This window comes from Providencia burhodogranariea DSM 19968 (assembly GCF_000314855.2).
Taxonomy (GTDB): Bacteria; Pseudomonadota; Gammaproteobacteria; order Enterobacterales; family Enterobacteriaceae; genus Providencia; species Providencia burhodogranariea.
In genome coordinates, this window is record NZ_KB233222.1 from 1,977,492 (window position 1) to 1,998,083 (window position 20,592).

General features: G+C 36.6%; 17 protein-coding genes and 2 tRNA genes. 7 read left to right on the forward strand and 12 right to left on the reverse strand.

The window, feature by feature from the left end; translation table 11 throughout:
* Nucleotides 1–163: 163 nt before the first annotated feature.
* From OOA_RS08465 to OOA_RS19770, 8 genes are all read right to left on the reverse strand, one after another.
* Nucleotides 164–940, reverse strand: a complete 777-nt coding sequence (locus OOA_RS08465) for an outer membrane protein (RefSeq protein ID WP_008911727.1) — start codon at nt 938–940, stop codon at nt 164–166.
* 36 nt (nt 941–976) lie between these two features.
* Nucleotides 977–1,414 (reverse strand): fimbrial protein, encoded by a 438-nt coding sequence (locus OOA_RS08470; protein ID WP_236611176.1) that lies wholly within the window; start codon nt 1,412–1,414, stop codon nt 977–979.
* A gap of 140 nt (nt 1,415–1,554) precedes the next feature.
* On the reverse strand, nt 1,555–2,565 hold the full coding sequence (locus OOA_RS08475; protein ID WP_008911729.1) for a fimbrial protein: 1,011 nt from the start codon (nt 2,563–2,565) through the stop codon (nt 1,555–1,557).
* A gap of 17 nt (nt 2,566–2,582) precedes the next feature.
* Nucleotides 2,583–5,219, reverse strand: a complete 2,637-nt coding sequence (locus OOA_RS08480; RefSeq protein ID WP_008911730.1) for a fimbrial biogenesis usher protein — start codon at nt 5,217–5,219, stop codon at nt 2,583–2,585.
* Nucleotides 5,220–5,259: 40 nt separating this feature from the next.
* Entirely contained in the window at nt 5,260–5,964 is a 705-nt protein-coding gene (locus OOA_RS08485; protein WP_008911731.1) for a fimbria/pilus periplasmic chaperone, read from the reverse strand.
* Nucleotides 5,965–5,999: 35 nt separating this feature from the next.
* Nucleotides 6,000–6,542 carry a fimbrial protein gene (locus OOA_RS08490; protein ID WP_008911732.1) on the reverse strand — a complete coding sequence of 181 codons (543 nt, stop codon included), beginning with the start codon at nt 6,540–6,542 and terminating at the stop codon, nt 6,000–6,002.
* Nucleotides 6,543–6,628: 86 nt separating this feature from the next.
* Entirely contained in the window at nt 6,629–7,189 is a 561-nt protein-coding gene (gene fimA, locus OOA_RS08495) for a type 1 fimbrial major subunit FimA (protein ID WP_008911733.1), read from the reverse strand.
* A 123-nt stretch (nt 7,190–7,312) separates the two neighbouring features.
* On the reverse strand, nt 7,313–7,603 hold the full coding sequence (locus OOA_RS19770) for a helix-turn-helix domain-containing protein (RefSeq protein WP_008911734.1): 291 nt from the start codon (nt 7,601–7,603) through the stop codon (nt 7,313–7,315).
* Nucleotides 7,604–8,827: 1,224 nt separating this feature from the next.
* On the opposite strand from OOA_RS19770, the gene OOA_RS08505 reads away from it, so the two are divergent.
* From OOA_RS08505 to OOA_RS08525, 5 genes are all read left to right on the forward strand, one after another.
* Nucleotides 8,828–8,903 (forward strand) — tRNA-Asn (locus tag OOA_RS08505).
* 228 nt (nt 8,904–9,131) lie between these two features.
* A tRNA-Asn gene (locus OOA_RS08510) sits at nt 9,132–9,207 on the forward strand.
* A 186-nt stretch (nt 9,208–9,393) separates the two neighbouring features.
* Nucleotides 9,394–10,443 carry a dihydroorotase gene (pyrC, locus tag OOA_RS08515; protein ID WP_008911735.1) on the forward strand — a complete coding sequence of 350 codons (1,050 nt, stop codon included), beginning with the start codon at nt 9,394–9,396 and terminating at the stop codon, nt 10,441–10,443.
* Nucleotides 10,444–10,646: 203 nt separating this feature from the next.
* Nucleotides 10,647–10,901, forward strand: a complete 255-nt coding sequence (gene bssS, locus OOA_RS08520; RefSeq protein WP_008911736.1) for a biofilm formation regulator BssS — start codon at nt 10,647–10,649, stop codon at nt 10,899–10,901.
* Between the two features lie 247 nt (nt 10,902–11,148).
* Nucleotides 11,149–11,742, forward strand: a complete 594-nt coding sequence (locus OOA_RS08525) for a LuxR C-terminal-related transcriptional regulator (protein ID WP_008911737.1) — start codon at nt 11,149–11,151, stop codon at nt 11,740–11,742.
* Nucleotides 11,743–12,128: 386 nt separating this feature from the next.
* Here OOA_RS08525 and trhO read toward each other — a convergent pair whose 3' ends face one another.
* On the reverse strand, nt 12,129–13,175 hold the full coding sequence (gene trhO / locus OOA_RS08530) for an oxygen-dependent tRNA uridine(34) hydroxylase TrhO (protein ID WP_008911738.1): 1,047 nt from the start codon (nt 13,173–13,175) through the stop codon (nt 12,129–12,131).
* A 386-nt stretch (nt 13,176–13,561) separates the two neighbouring features.
* Between trhO and OOA_RS08535 the strand changes: the two genes are divergently transcribed.
* Both OOA_RS08535 and OOA_RS08540 read left to right on the forward strand, forming a co-directional pair.
* On the forward strand, nt 13,562–14,197 hold the full coding sequence (locus OOA_RS08535) for a DUF1007 family protein (RefSeq protein ID WP_008911739.1): 636 nt from the start codon (nt 13,562–13,564) through the stop codon (nt 14,195–14,197).
* Nucleotides 14,188–15,210 carry a nickel/cobalt transporter gene (locus OOA_RS08540; RefSeq protein ID WP_008911740.1) on the forward strand — a complete coding sequence of 341 codons (1,023 nt, stop codon included), beginning with the start codon at nt 14,188–14,190 and terminating at the stop codon, nt 15,208–15,210. Before OOA_RS08535 ends, OOA_RS08540 begins: the two co-directional genes overlap by 10 nt.
* Before the next feature lie 285 nt (nt 15,211–15,495).
* Here the strand turns inward: OOA_RS08540 and ttrA are convergent, their stop codons facing one another.
* From ttrA to ttrB, 3 genes are read right to left on the reverse strand one after another with little or no spacing between them, the layout of a single operon-like run.
* Nucleotides 15,496–18,579 carry a tetrathionate reductase subunit TtrA gene (ttrA, locus tag OOA_RS08545; protein WP_008911741.1) on the reverse strand — a complete coding sequence of 1,028 codons (3,084 nt, stop codon included), beginning with the start codon at nt 18,577–18,579 and terminating at the stop codon, nt 15,496–15,498.
* The gene (ttrC, locus tag OOA_RS08550; protein ID WP_008911742.1) at nt 18,572–19,600 is read right to left on the reverse strand and encodes a tetrathionate reductase subunit TtrC; all 1,029 of its coding nucleotides are present in this window, start codon (nt 19,598–19,600) and stop codon (nt 18,572–18,574) included. The genes ttrA and ttrC overlap by 8 nt, the downstream gene beginning before the upstream one ends.
* Nucleotides 19,600–20,337 (reverse strand): tetrathionate reductase subunit TtrB, encoded by a 738-nt coding sequence (gene ttrB, locus OOA_RS08555; RefSeq protein WP_008911743.1) that lies wholly within the window; start codon nt 20,335–20,337, stop codon nt 19,600–19,602. The genes ttrC and ttrB overlap by 1 nt, the downstream gene beginning before the upstream one ends.
* Nucleotides 20,338–20,592 lie beyond the last annotated feature (255 nt).

The window sequence follows — 20,592 nt, forward strand, 5'->3', positions numbered from 1 at the left end:
ATAGATAAAATGCACTTTTAGTCGATATGCTTGCTAATTTTTGGGGATGTAAATAATAACACTTCAAATAATAGGAAAGAATAATGACTAATTTCCCTTAACATAGGTAGATTTAGCTATTTCTTACCTACATACTATAAAATATTAGTATCAGTATAATTTATCATTTAAAATAATACGATGCTCCAGCAAAAAGAGTGTGCAATTGAGGTTTTGTATTGCTATTAAATTGATTAGCATTAATACCATTATGGCCTGTTAGGCTATTTTTGATATTACCCACATCTGTATAAGTATAGCCAGTTTCAATTGAAATATTTTCATTCACTTTCCAAGAAACTCCAGTTCCTAGCGCCCAAGCGAGGTTAGTTTTATTACTGGTAGAATGACTTTGTATATCTTGCCCCGCGACATTACTTTGCATATTAGCCGAATTTTTAAGAAAAGCCGCGCCAACTCCCGCCATAATATACGGGCTCACATATTCATTAACTGGCATATCATAGTAAGTATTAACCATTAAAGTATTAACTGTTGTTTTTTTAGAAAATGAAGTTTTTGCTGGTAATGGAAAAGAATCATTTTGTTGTGGTGACCAATACCCTACCGCCGATGGTTCTATATTAGCACTTGATTTATCACTACCAAAGTATTGATAAGCTAACTCGACTCTAACTGGCTGTTGAAACTCGTTCGCGAATTTATATCCGATAGCAATATTAGGTGAAAAATTTGTCGTTGATGAGTTTTTTAGGTTTTCTTTTTCTACATCATATGACAAAGCATTTGCGATATTACCTGAGCCATATACATGATTATCTAACGATCTAAATAAAGAAATACCTGTTTTAGCTGAAATATAAACTCCGGAACCTTCAGCAGAAAAGGCATTAACTGAAATAATTAAAGGGATTAACCCTATTGATAATTTTAATTTCATTAACACATTCCTTTATAGTTTGTTCTATATAAAAAATTAAAGATACTCAAGTACAAACGTAGCTTGAGAATTAGCAGTTCCAGCTGTAACATTTTTATTCGTTGCTACATACTGCGCATAAAACTCAAGTGGTATATTTGTTGAATTTGCACGTACGGGATAAATTATCGTTTCAACGCCTGGTTTTATCATATTTCTATTTCTATCTAAGATAGAAATACCTAAATTAGTGGCCGTGCTTGCAGCATCTAACTTTAAGAGCATATTATTATTCGGGTCGACAACACCAGAAAAGGTCACTTTCAGACCTGTGGCCGCGGGGCCACAATCAATTAAATTAATAATAAATCTTTTGGGTGGAACACCTTTATATGTCTCTTTAAATTGCCTTGTTGCCCATGTGCCTAAATTAACAGTTTGATTTACAGTTTCAGGGCTAATAGTGCAGGCATTCGAGACTAAATTAGCTTTCATAACTAAATTTATTTGCCCAATATCCGCTTTACTCAAAAACGATAACATTATTAAGGACAACAAAAAAACTTAGGCATCAGTTTAATTCCGATGAGATTATTACCTATTGTATTTAGCATTATTACTGCTCTCCAAAATAATTAAGGAAAATCAATTCGTAAAAAAGCTTGTGATGTTACTGCCCCCTCAGAAGGTTTTATTCCAGTGACACTTGCAGGAAAAACTTTTATTGTCGCATTAGCCTTGACATTATTATCTAAATAAAATGGAATAACGCTTGATAAATTATTTGGTATTAATGGTTTGTCGTTAGCATCAGTTACAATAAATCCCACATCATTATTATTCGATACAACAACATTACCTGAAACATTATTTGCCTGTAAGCGCATATTTAAATTCGTACCCGCTGCAATATTATCGCAAGTAATGGCTAAAGTACTTATTTTGGGATTAACGCCCTCAGCTTTGGCTCCTGCTGTTTTAAATGCAGCAACAGAGATATTTCCGAAATCAATCGTCAATGTTTGCCCTGCATTAATTGAACATGTTTGTGGTACGGTAATATTTAAGTTTATATATAGATTTTGTAATATTGCTTGTTTAGATTGACAACCAAGAGGTTCACACACTCCCATATCAGCATAATAAATATTTTTCGTATATACTCCTGTTACTATTTTTTTTGTAATTTTAATTTGAGCTTGTAAATTAATGCTGGTAAATTCTCTTTCACCTGGCGGATACTGGCTTGCCGCACACTCTTCATTAGTAAGTAATTCAACGTTAAAGGGAGCATAAAACGTCCGATTACATTCGGGGTGTACACCTCTTACTGCTAACGAAATATATTCATCAATAGCTCTATAGCTCCAATTAGAAGTAGCCGTTCCTGCCCGAATAACAGCTTCATCTTTATAAGACAACCACCACTGCACTCCTCCCTTATTAATTGTTGTGCTATATTTAGCCCCTCCGGTTGCAATGTTATTTGTTAATTTAACTTGTCCTATATTATTTTCCGAACTGACTAAAGTAGTTGATAATGTATTAGTAACTGTGCCACATTGAATACATGAAGCGGCTGAATTTGCATTATTGTTTATTCCAAAAATAATTAACAACATAACAATAATATTATATAATTTCATCTAAAAACCCTTTCGCTTTATTTACATTTTAAAATGCCATTAAATATACCACTAACCTTACTGGCATCTATTGCGTAGTTAACGTAGCACTGTTGAGTTTCATTGTTACCCCATTGAACTTTTATTTTCCCGTGGTTAGCTAAACTTGGCATATAAACTGCGCCATCATCGGCAACAATACTAACTGAACCAGTGGCTTCATCTTTAGCTATCGCCCCAAAAGGTACAACTCCCCCGGTTTGCTGTATTAATGTTAGAAGAGCTTTTGTCCCTATATTCGTTTTAAAGCTAGCCTTAACTAAAGCACCTTCAGTCGGAACTACATTCGTAACTGAATTCTCTAGTTCAACATTATCAGGTAATTTTGTAATATCTAAAGCAACACGATTACTACGGTAAGCTGTTGCATTAGGAACAACAGCATATCCTCTCCAATCCGTTAAAACGCCAGTTTCATTCTCAATTCCTACGTGATCAGCGCCTGGAGCTTCAATTAATATATTTGTTCGACCAAGAGGTTGGCTTAACGTGACACCATCTGCGTGAGCAATAACGCCGCCACTAATATTATAATTAATTTGCTGCCAATTTTTGCCATAACTATAACCCGCACCTAATTCGCCATAGCCTCCACGATAGTTAGCCGATGCACTCCCTGTCGCACTCTCACCTTTATTCGTATATCCCTGCATAATATTATAATTTAAATTATTGCTTTCTAGCAGGGTACCCGATACACCTAATTGCTGAGACATTTTATTATTATTATCACGTGTCATTGTGTAAGTTGAGTAAATACTATTACTCGAGTTTGTTATATCTAAGCCTTTGCCACCACCAAACCATCTGGTTAAAGGAATAGAAATATTTATTGCTATTCTTTTATCTGTTTCTTTTAAACCTACTGATTTGTTTTGCGACCAATTGATACCATAATTAATGTCTTCCCAGTTACCGTTATAACCCAATTGTAAAGATTGATCCGTTTCATCAGTACCCCAATAGGTTTGATGGTTTGCACTTATATATATTGAGCCATAACCTTCAATTTGTTGGCTAATATTAGCTTGAAAGCGGCCTTTTTTAGTATAATAGAGATTATGATAATCAAATATTTCTGGTTTTGTTTCTATCGGCCCATCTTGGGTTTTTAGAATATAACCACTCATTTCACGGTAACTTGTTTCACTTAATGTATAGTATCCAGCAGTGGAATAACGATATCCCATAAGCTGAAAATTTGTACCTAATTGGTTAAGTGATTTTGCATATAAAAAACGTATTGATTGACCGTCTTTATGCTCACCATTTGGCAATCGACTATTCGCATGTGTAATATCTGTTGAAATAGCTCCCCATGCGCCTAAGTTTTTCCCGGCTCCAATTGCAAAAGCACGATAATTATCAGATAACTGTGAACCACCATAAACAGTAACACTCTCTGGTAATCCCCAACTTAAAGTGCCTTGCCAAAAATCAGGTTCAGTTTGCAATGAAGAACCTGAGCGATATTTAGCCGCTGTTACTTCATATTTTATACGACCTTCTCGTTGTAACATTGGTACAGCAGAATATGGGACAGTAAATTGATTGATAGTGCCATTATTTTCACTGACCGTTACGTCTAAATTACCACTGCTCGATGTTGCGTATAAATCTTTAATTTCAAATGCACCCGGAGGAACGTAGGATTGATAAATTACATAACCGTTTTGGCGAATAGTGACTTGTGCATTACTATTTGCAACTCCTCTAACCGTTGGCGCAAATCCTCTCATACTATCTGGTAGCATATTATCATCAGAGGCAAGCATAACGCCTCTAAATCCGACACTATCGAAAATATCACCTTCAGTAAAACTATCACCAATTGTTAATTGACTTTTTAATGGAATTATCGCTTTTTGCGCATATGTTCTTATATTATTCCAACGGCTGTTAGTCGTATTTTTGCTAGATGAATGATTCCACGTACTATCATTTTTAAAACGCCAAGATCCAATATTTAACCCTGATTGCAAATTTAAGAAATAATTATTATATTTTTCATTATTATTGGTGTTTTTACTGTTACTCCCCGTTAAACTATAATTAAGTAAAAATGCATTTATACCTGATTGCCATTGAGAAGGTGGTATATACCCTCGTACATTATTCATAAATGCCACTTGTGGAATATTTAGAAATAACTTTTGACTTTCAAAATCAAATTTTGATAAAGATTTATCAAATGTCGAATAAAAATCAACACACTCACTATTCTTGAAAAGAACAATATTATTAATATCAATATTTTGATTTTTAAACCAATCTATAGATAAGCATGGAATTAGCCCAGTATCATCGTTTAGATTTATTACTTTACTTTCAACCGGGATATTAACAAAATTTACATCTTGCGTTCCAACGTACTCATCATTAAGATAAACTTCTACCCGATACTGGCCTGCTGATTGTCCTAATCCTTTATCAAATCGACTTAAATCAGCAACCTCATTTGGATTACCTGATAAAAATGCAGGGTTAAAAAATTCATTAGAATAGACTGATTTAATATTTATAAAATAACCTGCTGTTATTACGCATGAAATAATTATTATTTTTTGGCTTAGTATCGTTTTTTTAAAACGTTTAGGCAGACTTATATTCTGCATAATATCAACTCCAGGATCAAAGAAATGTAAACCGGATAGTCTAATTTAGATTAGTTTCAATTAATGGCGTATTTGCCCCATAGTCATTGATAGTCTGGTAAGATAATCTTCCCATAGTACCCCTAGGCAGCTTAATGCGTTTATTAGATAATGGTGACACCATAGTACTTGCAACCTCATTATTACCAATTTTCATATTAATAATTGTTAAATAGTATGGAGTTGGATTATCTATATTTAGCTCATCATTGACTCTATTAAATTTAAGCATTTTATATGCTTCCCCGGATTTCATTGTTAACCCTTCAGGTCTCACAAAAATTTTAACTCTTGCTAACACTGCTATTTGTAATACATTTTTATCTTCAATTTCAGTACGATCAATAGAGGGTATCGCTTTACTATTTAACCAAAATAAGCTTTCTCTATCTTTTGGTAAATTAGCGCCCGCATTAATAATTCGAATCGTATTTTCACTTTTAGGCTTACTAACAAATAATGGTGGCGTAATAATAAAATCCTTTGTCTTTTTGTCTGAAGAGTCATCTACCCAAGATTGAATTAAAAATCTATTCTTTTCATCAGTATTATTTATAGCTAATGAAATCTGCTTTGCTTCTAGTGGATAAATAATTCTTGTCGCACCTAATGCTATTCCTCCAGCCACGGAAACTGTTGGCATAACAAATGCAATAACTGGCATTAAAAAGTATATTTTTTTTATCAATGATATAAGTTTTGACATATTTATTTAGTCCATAAAGTTAAAAACATTACATTTTATTCATATATTAAATTAAACCATAATGATGCATTTGCCTTTCCACCAATGACTTGCATATCTGTCGCTCTGTATCTGGCATTAAAACTCAAAATACTTTCACCTTCGTGAAAAGAAATCCACTTTGTTGGTAGCATGTTAGGTAATATTATTTCACCATTAGTATCAAATAAGGCTATTCCAACTCCCTTCGCTGCAGCGTCACTTTGCTCTAATTTAAATATTTGAGGGTCTCTATCATTAATACTACCGAACACTGAAATGCTAACTTTTTCACTAATAGCGGTACTACAGTCCGTGAGTTTAATTTTAAAAGTGACTGGTTCTGTATAACTTCCCGCACCTTTAAATTGGTTAGTCCTGAGCTTCCCCATATTAATGATGTTTTGCTCATCTTCCGTTGAAACAGAACATCCGGCTTCCACTAAACCACCTCGTAAATGAACCATTCCACCATCAATAATCACATGATGTTTATCTCCAGCTAATACATGAAACGATGCACTACATAATACAACGATTAGGCTTATTAATTTATACATTATACTAGTACTCCAATTGGCAAATAGTGGCCGAGAAACCTCAGCCACTAATAAAGCGCATAAGGATCGCGTATTAATAATAAACTTTATTCATATTGCATCGTAAAAGTAGCATCTGCATCCGCTGCACCAGGCGTTACTACAGCCTTCGTTGATATATAATTAGCAGAAAAATTAAGTACATTAGCACCATCCACTAAATTCTGAGCCGTAGAAAACACTGAGCCATCTGGTTTCAAAACTTGACCGAGGTGATCAGCAATTTGAATACCGACACCACTAGCAGCGCCAGCTGAACCACCACCAATATTGCTAGTAGATAGTGCTGTAACATTATCTGCTGTTGTTAATCCTGAGAATGAAACAGAGACTTTCTTAGAAACTGTGGTATCACAATCTTCTAATTTAATAGAAAAAGGTACGTTACCTGATTTTTTACCTACAGCATCAAAAAATGCTGACCTGTATTGCCCCATATTTACAGTTTGGTTCGTTGAATTAGCACTTACCGCACATGCTGCATTTACGATTGTGCCTGTAAAATGGACAGTTCCGCCTGTTACTGTTGTCGCTGCAACGCCTAAACCACTTGCTGACAATACTGTTAATCCGATCACAGATTTAATTAAACGTTGTTTGTTCAACATACGTGTCATTCCTCATATTAATATTTTAATTATGGTTAAAAATAGCGAAACTAACATTAGTTCACTACGACATAAGCATCCTTGTTATTTTATTCTGAAAATACACCAATAGTTTTATATCCCTTATAAACCTCCAAATGATGAATCTGAATAAAATCCTTTTAATTCATTAAAAATACCCTCAACTTCCTTAGAGTTCATATTTAATGCATAGAAAAATTTAAACAATATAATAATATTGAAATTTGTAAGCCCGTTTTCATAACGAGATACTTGTTGTTGGCTTATACCTAACAGTTTTGATAGCTCTAACTCACTAATCTTTTGCTCTTTTCTTCTTAGCCTAAAAAGTGTTCCTAAATATTTATTAGCATCGTACGATGTGAAAAATCTTACACTTTCTATCATTTGCATAAAACTACCTTTTCTTTTTGATACTACGTTTGTTGTAAATAGTTTTATTAGACAAGATAAAACTTTGCTAAATTTAATTTATTCTTAATCATACTTACAGTTCATTACCTAAATCCAATCGTTATTTGCCTTAATTTCACGATGTCATAATAGAAGCCATCTATTGATGAGTAAAAAAAAATTAATCATCAGTATCAACATAAGAAAAAAGCAAAATTAAACCATTAAAATCAACTAATTAACAAAATACGCAGTTATAAAAAAACAGAGCTGAAATATTTTGAAACATTTAAACCTCATTGATTTAATCTAAAATTTACAATTACCCAACCATATTTTTTTATTTATCCAAATAACATGAAATATTTAAATCTTAATTTGATTACTAAATGAAAAAACAAACAAACACTAGAATTAATTATTTCAATAAAAGTAAAAAATAATTTTAATCAGATATCACCTATTGATTATAAGCTAAATTTGAATTATTCGAGAAGCATTGTCAAATACAAATAGATTAAAAACAAAAATACCCAAAAAAAACCATGGAAATTAACAACCACAATCCAATGCTTAATTTTAAACAAAATTAATAATATTAAAAAATAATATCCAACCTATATGGTGTATTAATTTAGTTTTAATTAAATGAATTTCAATGCCAATACAATAATTTAATCAAAAAAACATTTTCTTTATAAAACTCATGAACATCTTCTCTTAATGACCATATGCTATTTTTAAATTGATATTAATTATCTTATGGGGATTATTCCAAATTTAACATTTAAAAATCACACTATCCGATAGAAATTTAGATTTAATTTCATCTTTATTGAATATTAAATGATTTCATTAATAACTTTATTTGATTGTCATATATAGATAACAATAGCCACCTTTATCATAGCGGCGGCAAGATCTATGATTAGGCTTACAGTACATAAGCACTATTTGGTATCATTTGGACGAATAAACACTAATATTCATACTGTCGAAAGCAGCCTCTTATTATTGATCAGACATGTATCTTACTGTTTGGCATCCATATAGATTCACTACATAAGTAATGATTTAGACGCATTGGCTTAATTAATGGCAATTTTAGCTGACATAAGCACCACTTTGATTGCTTAGTAATCACTTGAGCTCTTTTTTTATATTTGTGCTTTACAAGCCTGAGCAGGATAGGTAATATTCGCCTCGTTCTCAGGAACAACCAATTCCTCCATAGTTCAGTCGGTAGAACGGCGGACTGTTAATCCGTATGTCGCTGGTTCAAGTCCAGCTGGAGGAGCCAAATTTAAAAAGCCCGCTTAATGCGGGCTTTTTGCTATTCTGTAGTTGCTCATTATTTTTGATAAATATTCATACTAAACATTTTAGTTATCCAAAAAACGTGTTTAGCTCGCACATTCGATGAAACTTACAGCAATTCGATCACAGAACAGCCAAACAAACATTTTTTTAAGTTTCTCCTTTGACATTTCGAATCGGTGGCGCTAATATCCACCTCGCTTTAAGGAGTTCCTCCATAGTTCAGTCGGTAGAACGGCGGACTGTTAATCCGTATGTCGCTGGTTCGAGTCCAGCTGGAGGAGCCAACTTAAAGTCTTATATTTATATACTCCGATTAATTCCTGATTACCTTCTAATATACATTTACACACCCACTTACCTAAAAGATAATTGTTAATTAACATAGCTATTTTTTGGCTTTCGTTTTATTATTCTATCCCGGCTTGAGCATCTAGCTCATCAAATTTCCTACCCTTTACGGAGCCGGTTTCATGACTACTGTAACAACTTTAAAAATCCGCCGCCCAGACGATTGGCATGTTCATTTTCGTGATGATGATATGCTAAAAACTGTTGTCCCTTATACTAGCCAATTTTTCGGTCGTGCCATTGTCATGCCAAACCTTACCCCTCCAATTACTACGATTGAGATGGCAAAATCCTATCGTGAACGAATTATACAAGCCGTTCCCGTAGGCCATAAATTTACACCATTGATGACCTGCTATTTGACTGATACCACAGATCCTGATGAGCTTATTCGTGGTTTCAATGAAGGAGTCTTCACTGCGTGTAAACTTTACCCTGCAAATGCAACAACCAATTCAAGCCATGGCGTTTCTGATATCAAAAATATTTACTCTACCCTTGCTGCGATGGAACAAGCAGGTATGCCATTACTCATTCATGGTGAAGTCACTGCAAGTAATATTGATATTTTTGATCGTGAAGCACGCTTTATTGAATTAGTCATGCAACCTCTGAGAAAGGATTTCCCTAAATTAAAAATCGTTTTTGAGCACATCACGACAAAAGAAGCTGCTCAATACGTTCAAGATGCAGATGACTATTTGGCAGCAACATTAACACCACAACACTTAATGTTTAATCGTAATCATATGCTCGTTGGTGGTGTTCGTCCTCATTTATTCTGCTTGCCAATCCTGAAGCGTAATGTTCACCAAGAAGCTTTACGTACCGCTGTTGCTTCTGGTAATGACCGCTTCTTTTTAGGTACTGATACAGCCCCCCATGCTCAACATCGTAAAGAATCATCCTGTGGCTGTGCCGGTGTTTTCAATGCACCGACTGCACTTGCGGCATACGCAACTGTGTTTGAAGAACTTGGCGCATTATCACATTTTGAAGCATTTTGTTCATTAAATGGTCCTAAGTTCTATAATTTGCCCGTGAATGATGGCTATATTCAGCTAACAAAAGAAGAAAACATCACTACCCAGTCAATTGATTGTGGTGACGATAAATTAATACCTTTCCTTGCCGGTGAAGATTCTCGTTGGACCGTACGCATTATTGATTAACGCATTTAAACGGAAAGCCCATGCTTTCCGTTTATTTAGCTTACTGCTTCTTTTTTGCATAATCTGTCATTTATATGTAAAAAATTTTTATTTCCTTTCCTATTATAAAAATCCCCTTATACTGATTGATACTCGACATGAGTATTTCGCCCTTAGTCAGTTATCGATATATATTTATCACGCATTATGATTAGGAGGTGTCTATGAATAGAAAAAATGACGTAATTCAGACCCACTCTGTTGTTGGCTGGGACATCAGCACCGTTGATGCATATGATGCGATGATGTTACGTTTGCATTACCTTCCAGAAAAAAGTGAAAATATTGAGAGTGCCATTGTTGATAAAACAATGTGGTTAACAACCGATGTAGCCAGACAACTTATCGATATTCTACAAGCAGGCATTGATAAAATTGAATCCGGCGATTATGTAGAACCTGACTTTAAAACACACTAGTGAAAATAATGGATATTTGGGATTAGCCAAATATCCATTAATCGCATGCTTGAATACGTTATTAATACACATTTCATATGAGAAAGAAAAATACAAAATAATCAAAAATAATAATATCTATGCCAATAATAATTAAATAGTTAATTAGAAACATAAATTAATAAAATTGTTTTTTATAAATTAGCTCATTGACTTTCATATCAATTTCAATCTATTGTAATAGCCTTTTCGAACAAGGATGTTCCCTATGAGAATATTAGTTATTGACGAGTGCTATTATACCCGGCTTGGTATTACAGAGTATTTATCTTCTAATAAAACATTAGAATTCATTAGTGTGGCATATATTGAAGATGCTATTGATTGTCTTAATGATAGCAAACCCACAATTATTCTTGTAAATCTAACTTATTACTGTAACCATTCAAATTATTGTTTAACTTTAAAAAAACTTCTCAACATATCGAATCAAGTCAAGTTTTACATCTATATTAACGCATCATACCCAATATCAGATAAGCCATTGTTATTGAAGGATAATTATTATGTAATGTCTAAAAAAATAATTATCCCAACCTTGAATAAGTTGATAAAGGATTCAGAACAAATTGAAAAAATGATTAAGATAACAAATAATTTAAACTCATCAATATTCACATTAAAAGAACAATGTATTATTAACAGCTGGATGAATGAAACTCCTAATCATGTTATTTCCAAAAAAATGGGAATCAGTAATAGCACCGTATATTCACAAAAGCGACATATTGCAGCAAAAGTCTTTGTCAAAAACAGAATTGAGCTATTCTTTATTTATAATATTTTTAAGTATCTTTATTAATAATTAATGTTAAAATAATTCACGTTTAAACATATACTGAGCTATTTTATTCAATCATTAAAATCTTAATAGGGTTAATAACTTAATCGACTTCACTCAATTTTATTACACTCGCTTAATTGTATGAAACCTCTATTTCATATTTATATATTCTATTTTCTAACACAGATTTTTCTTGAAAAATTCACCACGTAAATATGTAAAAAATTTAAGATATTGCTAGGCTAGCAACTGAAGGGCTTTCGAGCATATATAGATATACTTTGTGATTCAAATCACTGAATACAGCCAATGACGAAGCTAAGTGATGTATAAGGGAAATGGCACCGCATATTGTCCATTTAACACTATGCGGTGCCATTTATTTTATTGGGATAGTTACTTGGTTACTTATCGTTATTTAATAAACCATCTGATAAGCGATGACGTGATTTATTAAATATTTTATTACTGACTTCACGTCCAGCACGACGAGCTCGTTGCTCTTCTTCAGGTAATTTCATCTCTTCATTACAGGCGGCACTACAACAGCCTTCGTATTTTTCTGCACAGGATGGGCATTGAATGAAAAGTAAATGGCAGCCATCATTATGGCAGTTTGTGTGAGAGTCGCATGGTTCACCGCACTGATGGCAATGAGCCAACATATCGTCTGTTATGCGCTCTCCCATTCGATTGTCAAAAACAAAGTTTTTGCCTTTAAAACGCAAGGGTAATCCTTGCTCTTTTGCTTTACGGGCGTATTCAATAATGCCACCTTCAACGTGATAGACATTTTTAAAGCCATTATGCAGCATATACGCACTGGCTTTCTCACAACGGATCCCCCCCGTGCAGTACATGACGATATTCTTATCTTTTTGCTCTTGTAACATTTCAACTGCCATGGGCAGTTGCTCTCTGAATGTATCGGATGGCACTTCAATCGCATTCTCAAAATGCCCTACTTCATATTCGTAATGATTACGCATATCAACAAATACAGTATCTGGGCTATCAATCATCTCATTCACTTCATGCGCTTTGAGATATTGCCCAGTATTTGATGCATTAAATGAATCATCAGTAATTCCATCAGCGACTACGCGGTCACGTACTTTCATGCGAAGAACCCAAAAAGATTTACCATCATCGTCAATCGCGATATTAAGACGTAAATTATTCAATTCAGGGCTTGTGCTATAAATAAGCTCACGCAATGCTTCTACATTTGATTCTGGTACACTGATTTGTGCATTAATGCCTTCTTTAGCAATATATACACGGCCAAACACATCAAGTGCTTTAAATTTCAGGTACCAATCATTCCTAAATGCATTCGCATCTTGAATATTAATATATTTATAAAATGAAATTGTGGTGCGTGGCTCAGTTTCCGCCAACATCCGCTCTTTAAGAATTTTGTTTGATACTTGGTTATGTAACACTGGCATGGTGTTCTCAATTCCTTTATAACTTGCTAATATTTAAATGTTTAACATCAATAGCGCCAACAAAATGGCCACACTACATTATTCCTGAATATTATCACCGTTATTGCTCCAATAAAAAACCCTTCATTTTAAAAGGTTTTTTGAGCGTCTATTTAAACATTGGGAATAAATATTACCTTCACCAATTTAGTTCGATACCTTCTGTCTATCGTAAAAACAATTCACCATAAATTGGTATGTCACATTTGAGTAAATAATGTTTAATTAATGTCCTTATAGAGCAACATCTGATCTATGTTAGATTTATTTCAAACCGAAACTAAGTTATATTATAACATCAACATTATGAGTCATTAGCTTATAGTAGACTGATTAAAGTATATAATATGTTTAAATTCAAAACGTTAATTATTATTTTTTGTTTATTTATCACATCTAAGGGATATGCTCACCCCCATAGTTTTATTGATATGCAGGTAATGCCTGAGATCAAACAAGATCAATTTATCGGCCTCACGTTTACTTGGAAGATGGATCCGATGACATCTGTAGATATTGCCTATGACCTAAAAAAGAGCAAAGAAGATGATATTCAATGGAAGAAACAAGCTGCCACCTTGATGGCAAATATCCTAGCGCAAAATTATTTCACTGATTTTTACGTTCAAGATAAAAAAATTGCCTTGCAGCATTTGCCTGCTAGCTACCGTTTACAGCGTGAAGGGCTACAAGTCGTCTTCACATTTACAGTTCTTTTTGTGCATCCCTTCCCTGTTAAAAACGCCAACATTGAATTTTTAACCTATGATCCTACTTTTTTTGTCAATATGACCTACCCAAATAATAAGGCAATCATTCTCACCAAAGAATTGAACTCAGAATGTAAAATCACATTGCAAGAGCCCAATGTCGCTGATGAACTTCGTTTATATGCCTATTCACTGGATATGAATCAATCCGCTGAAGATGACGACACATTAGGATTACAATTTGCACAAAGGGTCAAAATACAATGTCAATAAATAAGCCCGGCTTCTTTTCGCTATCAAAGATCATCGGCATCCTATTCTTACTGTTACTTATCACAGTGATCTATCAATTCCACCAGCACTGGCCTATGTTATTGCAAATTAGCGTCTCATGGCAGAAACAGCTAAACCATAGCCTCACTGAACTTTTGCAAGCAACGAGCCAAGATACTTTACACTCAGGACTCATGCTAATTTCTATCAGCTTTTTATATGGTCTTTTACATGCTGTTGGCCCCGGCCATGGAAAATTAATTATTACCACTTACATTGCAACTAATCCGACTCGTCTCAAACAAAGTGTCATACTCAGTTTGCTATCTTCATTGTTACAAGGATTAGTGGCGGTCATATTAGTTTCTGCTATCTTAGTTATTTTCCAGCTATCGACTCGCCATTTAAATTTAGTCAGCCAATACAGTGAAAAACTTAGCTATGGATTTGTTATATTACTCGGGTTGTTATGCTGCTTTAAAGCCTTCAGGCAACTCTGGAAAATAAATCACAAAAGCAAAGCACAGGCACTGAGAGTTCGTACAGTTTCTCCCTTAAATACCACACAAGCCTTTGTGATGAGCCCTCCCTATCAATCAGATGCTATTTGTAATTGTGGACATCAACATGTCATTTCGCCTCAACAGTTACCAATTAGTCTTAAAACTCAAGCTATCGTAGTGTTTTCTATGGGATTACGTCCTTGCTCAGGGGCATTATTGGTATTAATTTTTTCGTATGTTATTGGCGTTTACCAATGGGGGATTATAGCTGCTATGGCAATGGCATTAGGTACTGCGTTAACGATTTGCACCATTGCTATTTTTGTCTATTTTTTGCGTGATACAGCAATGTATTTGGCAAAGAAGCAAGGTTTTACTTTCTCGGCTTACTGGGGAATTATAATTGGATTCTGTGCAGGTTTAGTTTTTATTCTGCTAGGTCTTTTGATGTATCAAAGCTTAGCTATCGATGGAATGGGTTCACCTTTACTCTCCCCACGCCAAACCTAAGCATTTTAATTAGCCTAAGTACCTTATTTACTTCACATGTACTGTGACTTTAAATTTGATAATTTACTGAATAAATACCCTAAATAATTCGCGTTATAGTGAAGCTGCAACCAAGGCTATACAACATTAGTATGTAATTCAGGCAGCTGAAAGCAGTCAACAAAACTATAGCTCAATGTATGACGAGTATTGGCGAGGCTCCCGAGAAACATACATCAGTATGTGACTCGGGTTCGTAAATAAAGCCAACAACGAACGCTGCGGCACGAAGCAAGACGGGTATGATTATATTAATTCAATACGCGCTGGCAAGCCCTGCCTCACTGATGCACCCGATACCCAATCTAGCCAAGTATTCGCGACTTCGCGAGTTGGATCAGCAAAACCTAAATCATTTAAGTTGATACCTGAGCCATTCGCTGCATTCATTGGCATTGGATTACCATCTAGATAATGCTGCTTAGCACCCATCTCTTTATGACCATAACCATGCTCAATCGCCAGCACTCCAGGCATCACTCCTTCTAATAAACTGATTTGCGCTTCTGCATGTCCCCCCGGCGTGGTGATCTTGACCCAATCACCATGCTTAACTCCCATTTTTTCGGCATCAGTTGGATTAATTGCCACCAAATTGGTTGGTTTCACATGTCGTAAACGTTCAATCACTGTCGTCGAACTGCTCATCACATGTGATTTAAAAGACATCAATTTCAACGGCCACTCTTTTGGTGGGAAGACATTGTTCACATCTTCGCCATTGGACATGCGAGGTGGATAGTAGGTTGGGCAGCCACTGTAACGTTCCCCTGTAATTGCATGACGATTTATAGCAACGGTCGGGTTCCAAATCTGTAACCCTTTATTCCATTGAGGCCCAGTCTCATCGCCATTCCATGCTTTTTCATATGGCGCGAAACGCCCTCCTCGAGTAAAAATATAAGCAACTCGACGAACTTCCTCTGCCTTTAAGGATTCAGTCATCGCAGGTAAAATACGCTCAACGCCACTAATTTGAATATCTTCACTAGCAGCTTCTGGTACAGGTTTCTCACCAAGCCATGCCATATTGGCTGCTACGCGGAGGTAGTAATCTTCAGCACTATTCAGCGGATATTTATTGCCATCCATATCTTCAATAACGTTATCACCAAATCCCGGTAAATTAAGTGCTTTCGCGACAGCAATGCAGAAGCTTTCCATTGAAACGGGTTGCCCATCGGCTGTTTTTGCTGTCCGTGATTCGACTATTGGCCAACGTGCCGTACTTGCTTTAACCTGAACGCCTGACCAAGGTGCACTGAACCCCCAACTTTCAAAGTTATGGGTATCTGGCACAATATAATCTGCCAATGCTGTCGTTTCGTTCATAAAAGCATCAATACCAATAATTAGAGGAAGGTGCTGTGGGTCTTTTAATTTCTCTTCCATAACCTGACGAATACCTGCAATACCATAAACAGGGTTTGTCATATTGGTGATCCATGCTTTCAAAGTATACGGATAACCCATTAATGCTGAGGCTAATTGTTCCGTTAATTGGCCTTTAGCAAACGGATACCATGGCGCTTTAGCTGGATATGGTTTTTCACCTGCTGCAATCCTAGCTTTAAATTCATCTGATTTTTCATATACTTCATTACTGCGTGATAGCACGACACCTTTTGGTTTCACTTTACCTGCGTAGCTGGCCATTTTGTAGCGTGGGCCATCATTTTCGCCATTAAACTTACCTCCACCGACAGATACCCCACCTTTAAGGTTCAGGTTACCAATCAAGGCATTTAACATGATGACTGACCATGCCGTATAGAAACCATTTCCCCCCATCATGCCACCGTGAGAAATAACAGCAGCTTTGCGATCATAAGAAGTTAATGCTCGACCCAATGACTCAATAGTTTTTACTGGTACTTGGCAACGCTCGCTATACTCATCCAAAGTCATACGGTCAGCGGCTTCTTTTAAACATTGAAAGCTTGATTTTACGGTCACTTCACTGCCGTCGTGTAATGTCACTTGGCGTGTTACAAACAGTTCGGCCGTCGGCACATCATTCGCCAATTTCAACTCACCTGACGCATCTTGGACTAAGTAAGCTTTTTGACTTTCTTCATCATCAGTAGCTTCACCATTAAGATATGAAGCTAGCAATAATTGCCCTGCTAATGGGTGACCATCATCGGTAATGACAAGGTGAGTTGAGTTAGTCCAGCTTTTCTCTCCCACCGCTTTCATCGATTTTTCACTTGGCACTCTCAGATATTGGTCATTATAACGCGCATTTTCGATGATCCACCGAACCATTCCCATGACCAGAGCAGCATCCGTTCCCGGTTGGACAGGGACCCAATGTCCATGGTCATTCGCAAGAGTTGTCGTTAGTGGCAATGCAGGAGCAACCACTACATAATTGAAGGAATCACGTAACCGCGCAGATGCTAATTGGCGACCTTGGCGTTTAAACGGATTTCCTGACTGTGCCGGCGATGTTCCGATAAATAGTGCAAAGCGAACGTTATCCCAGTCAGGTTTAACGTGGGCATTTTTATCAAGATCATCCATTAATGCGCCAGAACCTGCACGATAAGCTAAACCACAATAAGAACCATGAGCACCAAAGTTTTTACTACCAAACCCATTTTGAGCAAAACGGCGAATAAAACCATCACGGCCATCATCACCGGCATTAGTAACTAACAGTTGGTTAGCCTTAGGCCCCAATTTTGGTTGGGAAGGATCTAACGGGGTTTCAAGATCGCGAATTGCACGCAGGCCATCAACATGCCCTTCGCCAAATAAATTGCCACCTTCAACCACTTCTTTGATCAATTGTTCAAAGCTAATACGTTCCCACTTACCTTCTCCGCGCTTACCAACACGTTTCATCGGTTCAAGAATACGCAATGGACTCGTTAAGCCTTCCATCAGTGTGGCTCCACGAGCACAAGCCGTTGAGCGGTGTTCAAGCCCACTTTCTCCACCCATTTTATTTAATGCTGTTTTCAGGGGCATACCATACGGAAAGTGTTCTTCATGTGACAATGGATGATATGGATTACCTGCGATACGTAAAACTTCATTTTTAGCCGTATCGACACGGGCACGAATACCACATTGGGTCCAGCAACCAAAACATTGCGTCATCGCGATAACTTGCTCAGGATTCTCTTGCCAACCACTAATAGCTTGACCTTCAGGTTGTAAAGAGTTGCCATTGATGCGATCTAAGGTCACTTTACCTGATGTTCCATTGACGAGACCATCAACTGCACGTTTAGCGACATCACGGTAGCTTGCACCAAATAATGCTAGTCCCCCGACAACTAAACCACCTTTAAGCCATTGACGTCTTGAGAATTTAACCATGTTGCACTCTCCTTGCAAACCAACGAACACCTTCGCGAACCATAATCGTCAACGCAATCCATAAACCAAAGGTTCCAATGATAGCCATCATCCCATCGGTTCCGAGTGGGTAATCATACGGATTAGCAATTATGTTGTATTTTGGTACAGCTTGAACTTCCATCAAGAACACCCAACGCAAGCTCCATGTTAATCCCATAGCAACCAGTGCCGACAGTGTAATGTAAGGAACTGAGCGGGTTACTTTCAAATTTCTAAGAGCCATCACTAGCGCTACTGCCCACAATGCACATATTCCCATCAGCATCCACCAACCGGGACTGGCCACATCGAGTTGATGACGAACTGCAACTCCGGAAACGGTGTCACCGGATAGCCATAATCCAAAACACACGGCTAACAGAAGTAAAGTGACAACATGAAAACGCGCTAAACGATGTTGATATTGCGGCTCACGTCGTGTGCCAAGGTTAATAAGTGCAGGTAGCGCTTGCATTGCGCTTAAGAACATCAATACAGGGATCCACCAACTAAACCAAATTGGTCTAGCTATTAATACTGAAGCTTCACGCCCTGTATATAACAACAAACCTGCCGCAGATACTGCTGATAGCAAGGCAATCCATCGCGTCGCTTTAAACTCTTTTTTCCAAATCAATTTAACTAATAGTGCAATAAAATAGAGGCCACTAAACGTTGTAAACAATGGAAGTAATACTGATCCCCACCACATCCATGACCATAGCGTTGGATGCGCATAAAAATGCCAAACTCGTGCTGTTTGGTGTAAATCAGCCGTCAATGCCAGTGGTCCAGTGATCCCCATCGTGATGGAAATAAATATGGCTATCATCTCTAAACGATCATTGCCACTTTTGGCTTGCCAGTTTAGCCAGCATGCATACAACACGGCACAAGAGGCGATCCCAATAAAAAAGAAATATTGAACGGCCCACGGCAACCAGAAAAATTCTTGTGGTTGCGCCATAATCTCTGCGATATACGTTGCTTGTTCATTCATCAGAACACCTCCTGCCATAATGCGGGCTGCCCTTTACCAACCATGGGCTGAACAAAAGCATCATCCAAACCTAAATAAAACACTTGTGGCAGTGTTCCGCTTTCAGGTTTAAGAACTTTGATTTCTGCCTCATGTTCTATAAGCATTTTACGAATAGTACTATTTGGATCTTTTAAATCACCGATGATACGAGCGCCACCAACACAAGATTCGACACAAGCAGGGAGTAAACCTACTTCAAGGCGATGGGCACAGAAAGTGCATTTATCGGCAGTTTGTGTTGTATGGTTAATAAAGCGAGCATCGTATGGGCAAGCTTGAACACAATAAGCACACCCTACACAACGCTCATTGTCGATAACCACAATGCCATCCTCTCGTTGAAAAGTCGCTTGAACAGGACAAACAGGTACACAAGGTGGGCTATCACAATGGTTACATAAGCGTGGTAACAGTACGTTAGTCAACCCTTCCTCCCCTTTCAAAGAGACTTGATATTGGTTAACTGTGGTACGGAATTGCCCTTGTGGCATTTGGTTTTCGACGGCGCAGCTGACGGTACATGACTGACATCCGACACAACGTCGTAGGTCAATCAACATCCCATAACGTTTGTCAGGATTACCCTCACGCCGAGTTGGAGAGAAGTTCAGACCAGCTTCTGCTATCGGGATTAACGATGCGCCAGCAGTCACCACTCCTAATTGTTGTAGAAATTTTCGTTTACTCAGATCCATAATTGGCTCCAGTATGACATTGCTAATGCAAAAATAGACGGTAAGAATCAATATGTTTTTGGTTTTATTAGCTTTATCAGCTATTACTCCAACCTATTCTCGATAACCACAGTAATTCTTATTTCTCTTTAAAGTCGGTGTGTTATCTTTATTACTCATCTCTTTAAATAGTTCGTACTACGACCACTAGCTCCATTGTTCGAAATATCGAAGAGATGGCTGTATTGTAAGAAGGGAGCCATGACCGCCCTATTG

Coding starts and splice junctions, on each gene's coding strand:
- ttrC (WP_008911742.1), bottom strand. CDS start 19,600: ATGAATGAACAAGCAACGTATATCGCAGAGATTATGGCGCAACCACAA.
- OOA_RS08465 (WP_008911727.1), bottom strand. CDS start 940: ATGAAATTAAAATTATCAATAGGGTTAATCCCTTTAATTATTTCAGTT.
- ttrB (WP_008911743.1), bottom strand. CDS start 20,337: ATGGATCTGAGTAAACGAAAATTTCTACAACAATTAGGAGTGGTGACT.
- OOA_RS08470 (WP_236611176.1), bottom strand. CDS start 1,414: ATGAAAGCTAATTTAGTCTCGAATGCCTGCACTATTAGCCCTGAAACT.
- OOA_RS08525 (WP_008911737.1), top strand. CDS start 11,149: ATGAGAATATTAGTTATTGACGAGTGCTATTATACCCGGCTTGGTATT.
- OOA_RS19770 (WP_008911734.1), bottom strand. CDS start 7,603: ATGCAAATGATAGAAAGTGTAAGATTTTTCACATCGTACGATGCTAAT.
- bssS (WP_008911736.1), top strand. CDS start 10,647: ATGAATAGAAAAAATGACGTAATTCAGACCCACTCTGTTGTTGGCTGG.
- OOA_RS08540 (WP_008911740.1), top strand. CDS start 14,188: ATGTCAATAAATAAGCCCGGCTTCTTTTCGCTATCAAAGATCATCGGC.
- OOA_RS08535 (WP_008911739.1), top strand. CDS start 13,562: ATGTTTAAATTCAAAACGTTAATTATTATTTTTTGTTTATTTATCACA.
- ttrA (WP_008911741.1), bottom strand. CDS start 18,579: ATGGTTAAATTCTCAAGACGTCAATGGCTTAAAGGTGGTTTAGTTGTC.
- pyrC (WP_008911735.1), top strand. CDS start 9,394: ATGACTACTGTAACAACTTTAAAAATCCGCCGCCCAGACGATTGGCAT.
- OOA_RS08485 (WP_008911731.1), bottom strand. CDS start 5,964: ATGTCAAAACTTATATCATTGATAAAAAAAATATACTTTTTAATGCCA.
- OOA_RS08490 (WP_008911732.1), bottom strand. CDS start 6,542: ATGTATAAATTAATAAGCCTAATCGTTGTATTATGTAGTGCATCGTTT.
- fimA (WP_008911733.1), bottom strand. CDS start 7,189: ATGTTGAACAAACAACGTTTAATTAAATCTGTGATCGGATTAACAGTA.
- OOA_RS08475 (WP_008911729.1), bottom strand. CDS start 2,565: ATGAAATTATATAATATTATTGTTATGTTGTTAATTATTTTTGGAATA.
- OOA_RS08480 (WP_008911730.1), bottom strand. CDS start 5,219: ATGCAGAATATAAGTCTGCCTAAACGTTTTAAAAAAACGATACTAAGC.
- trhO (WP_008911738.1), bottom strand. CDS start 13,175: ATGCCAGTGTTACATAACCAAGTATCAAACAAAATTCTTAAAGAGCGG.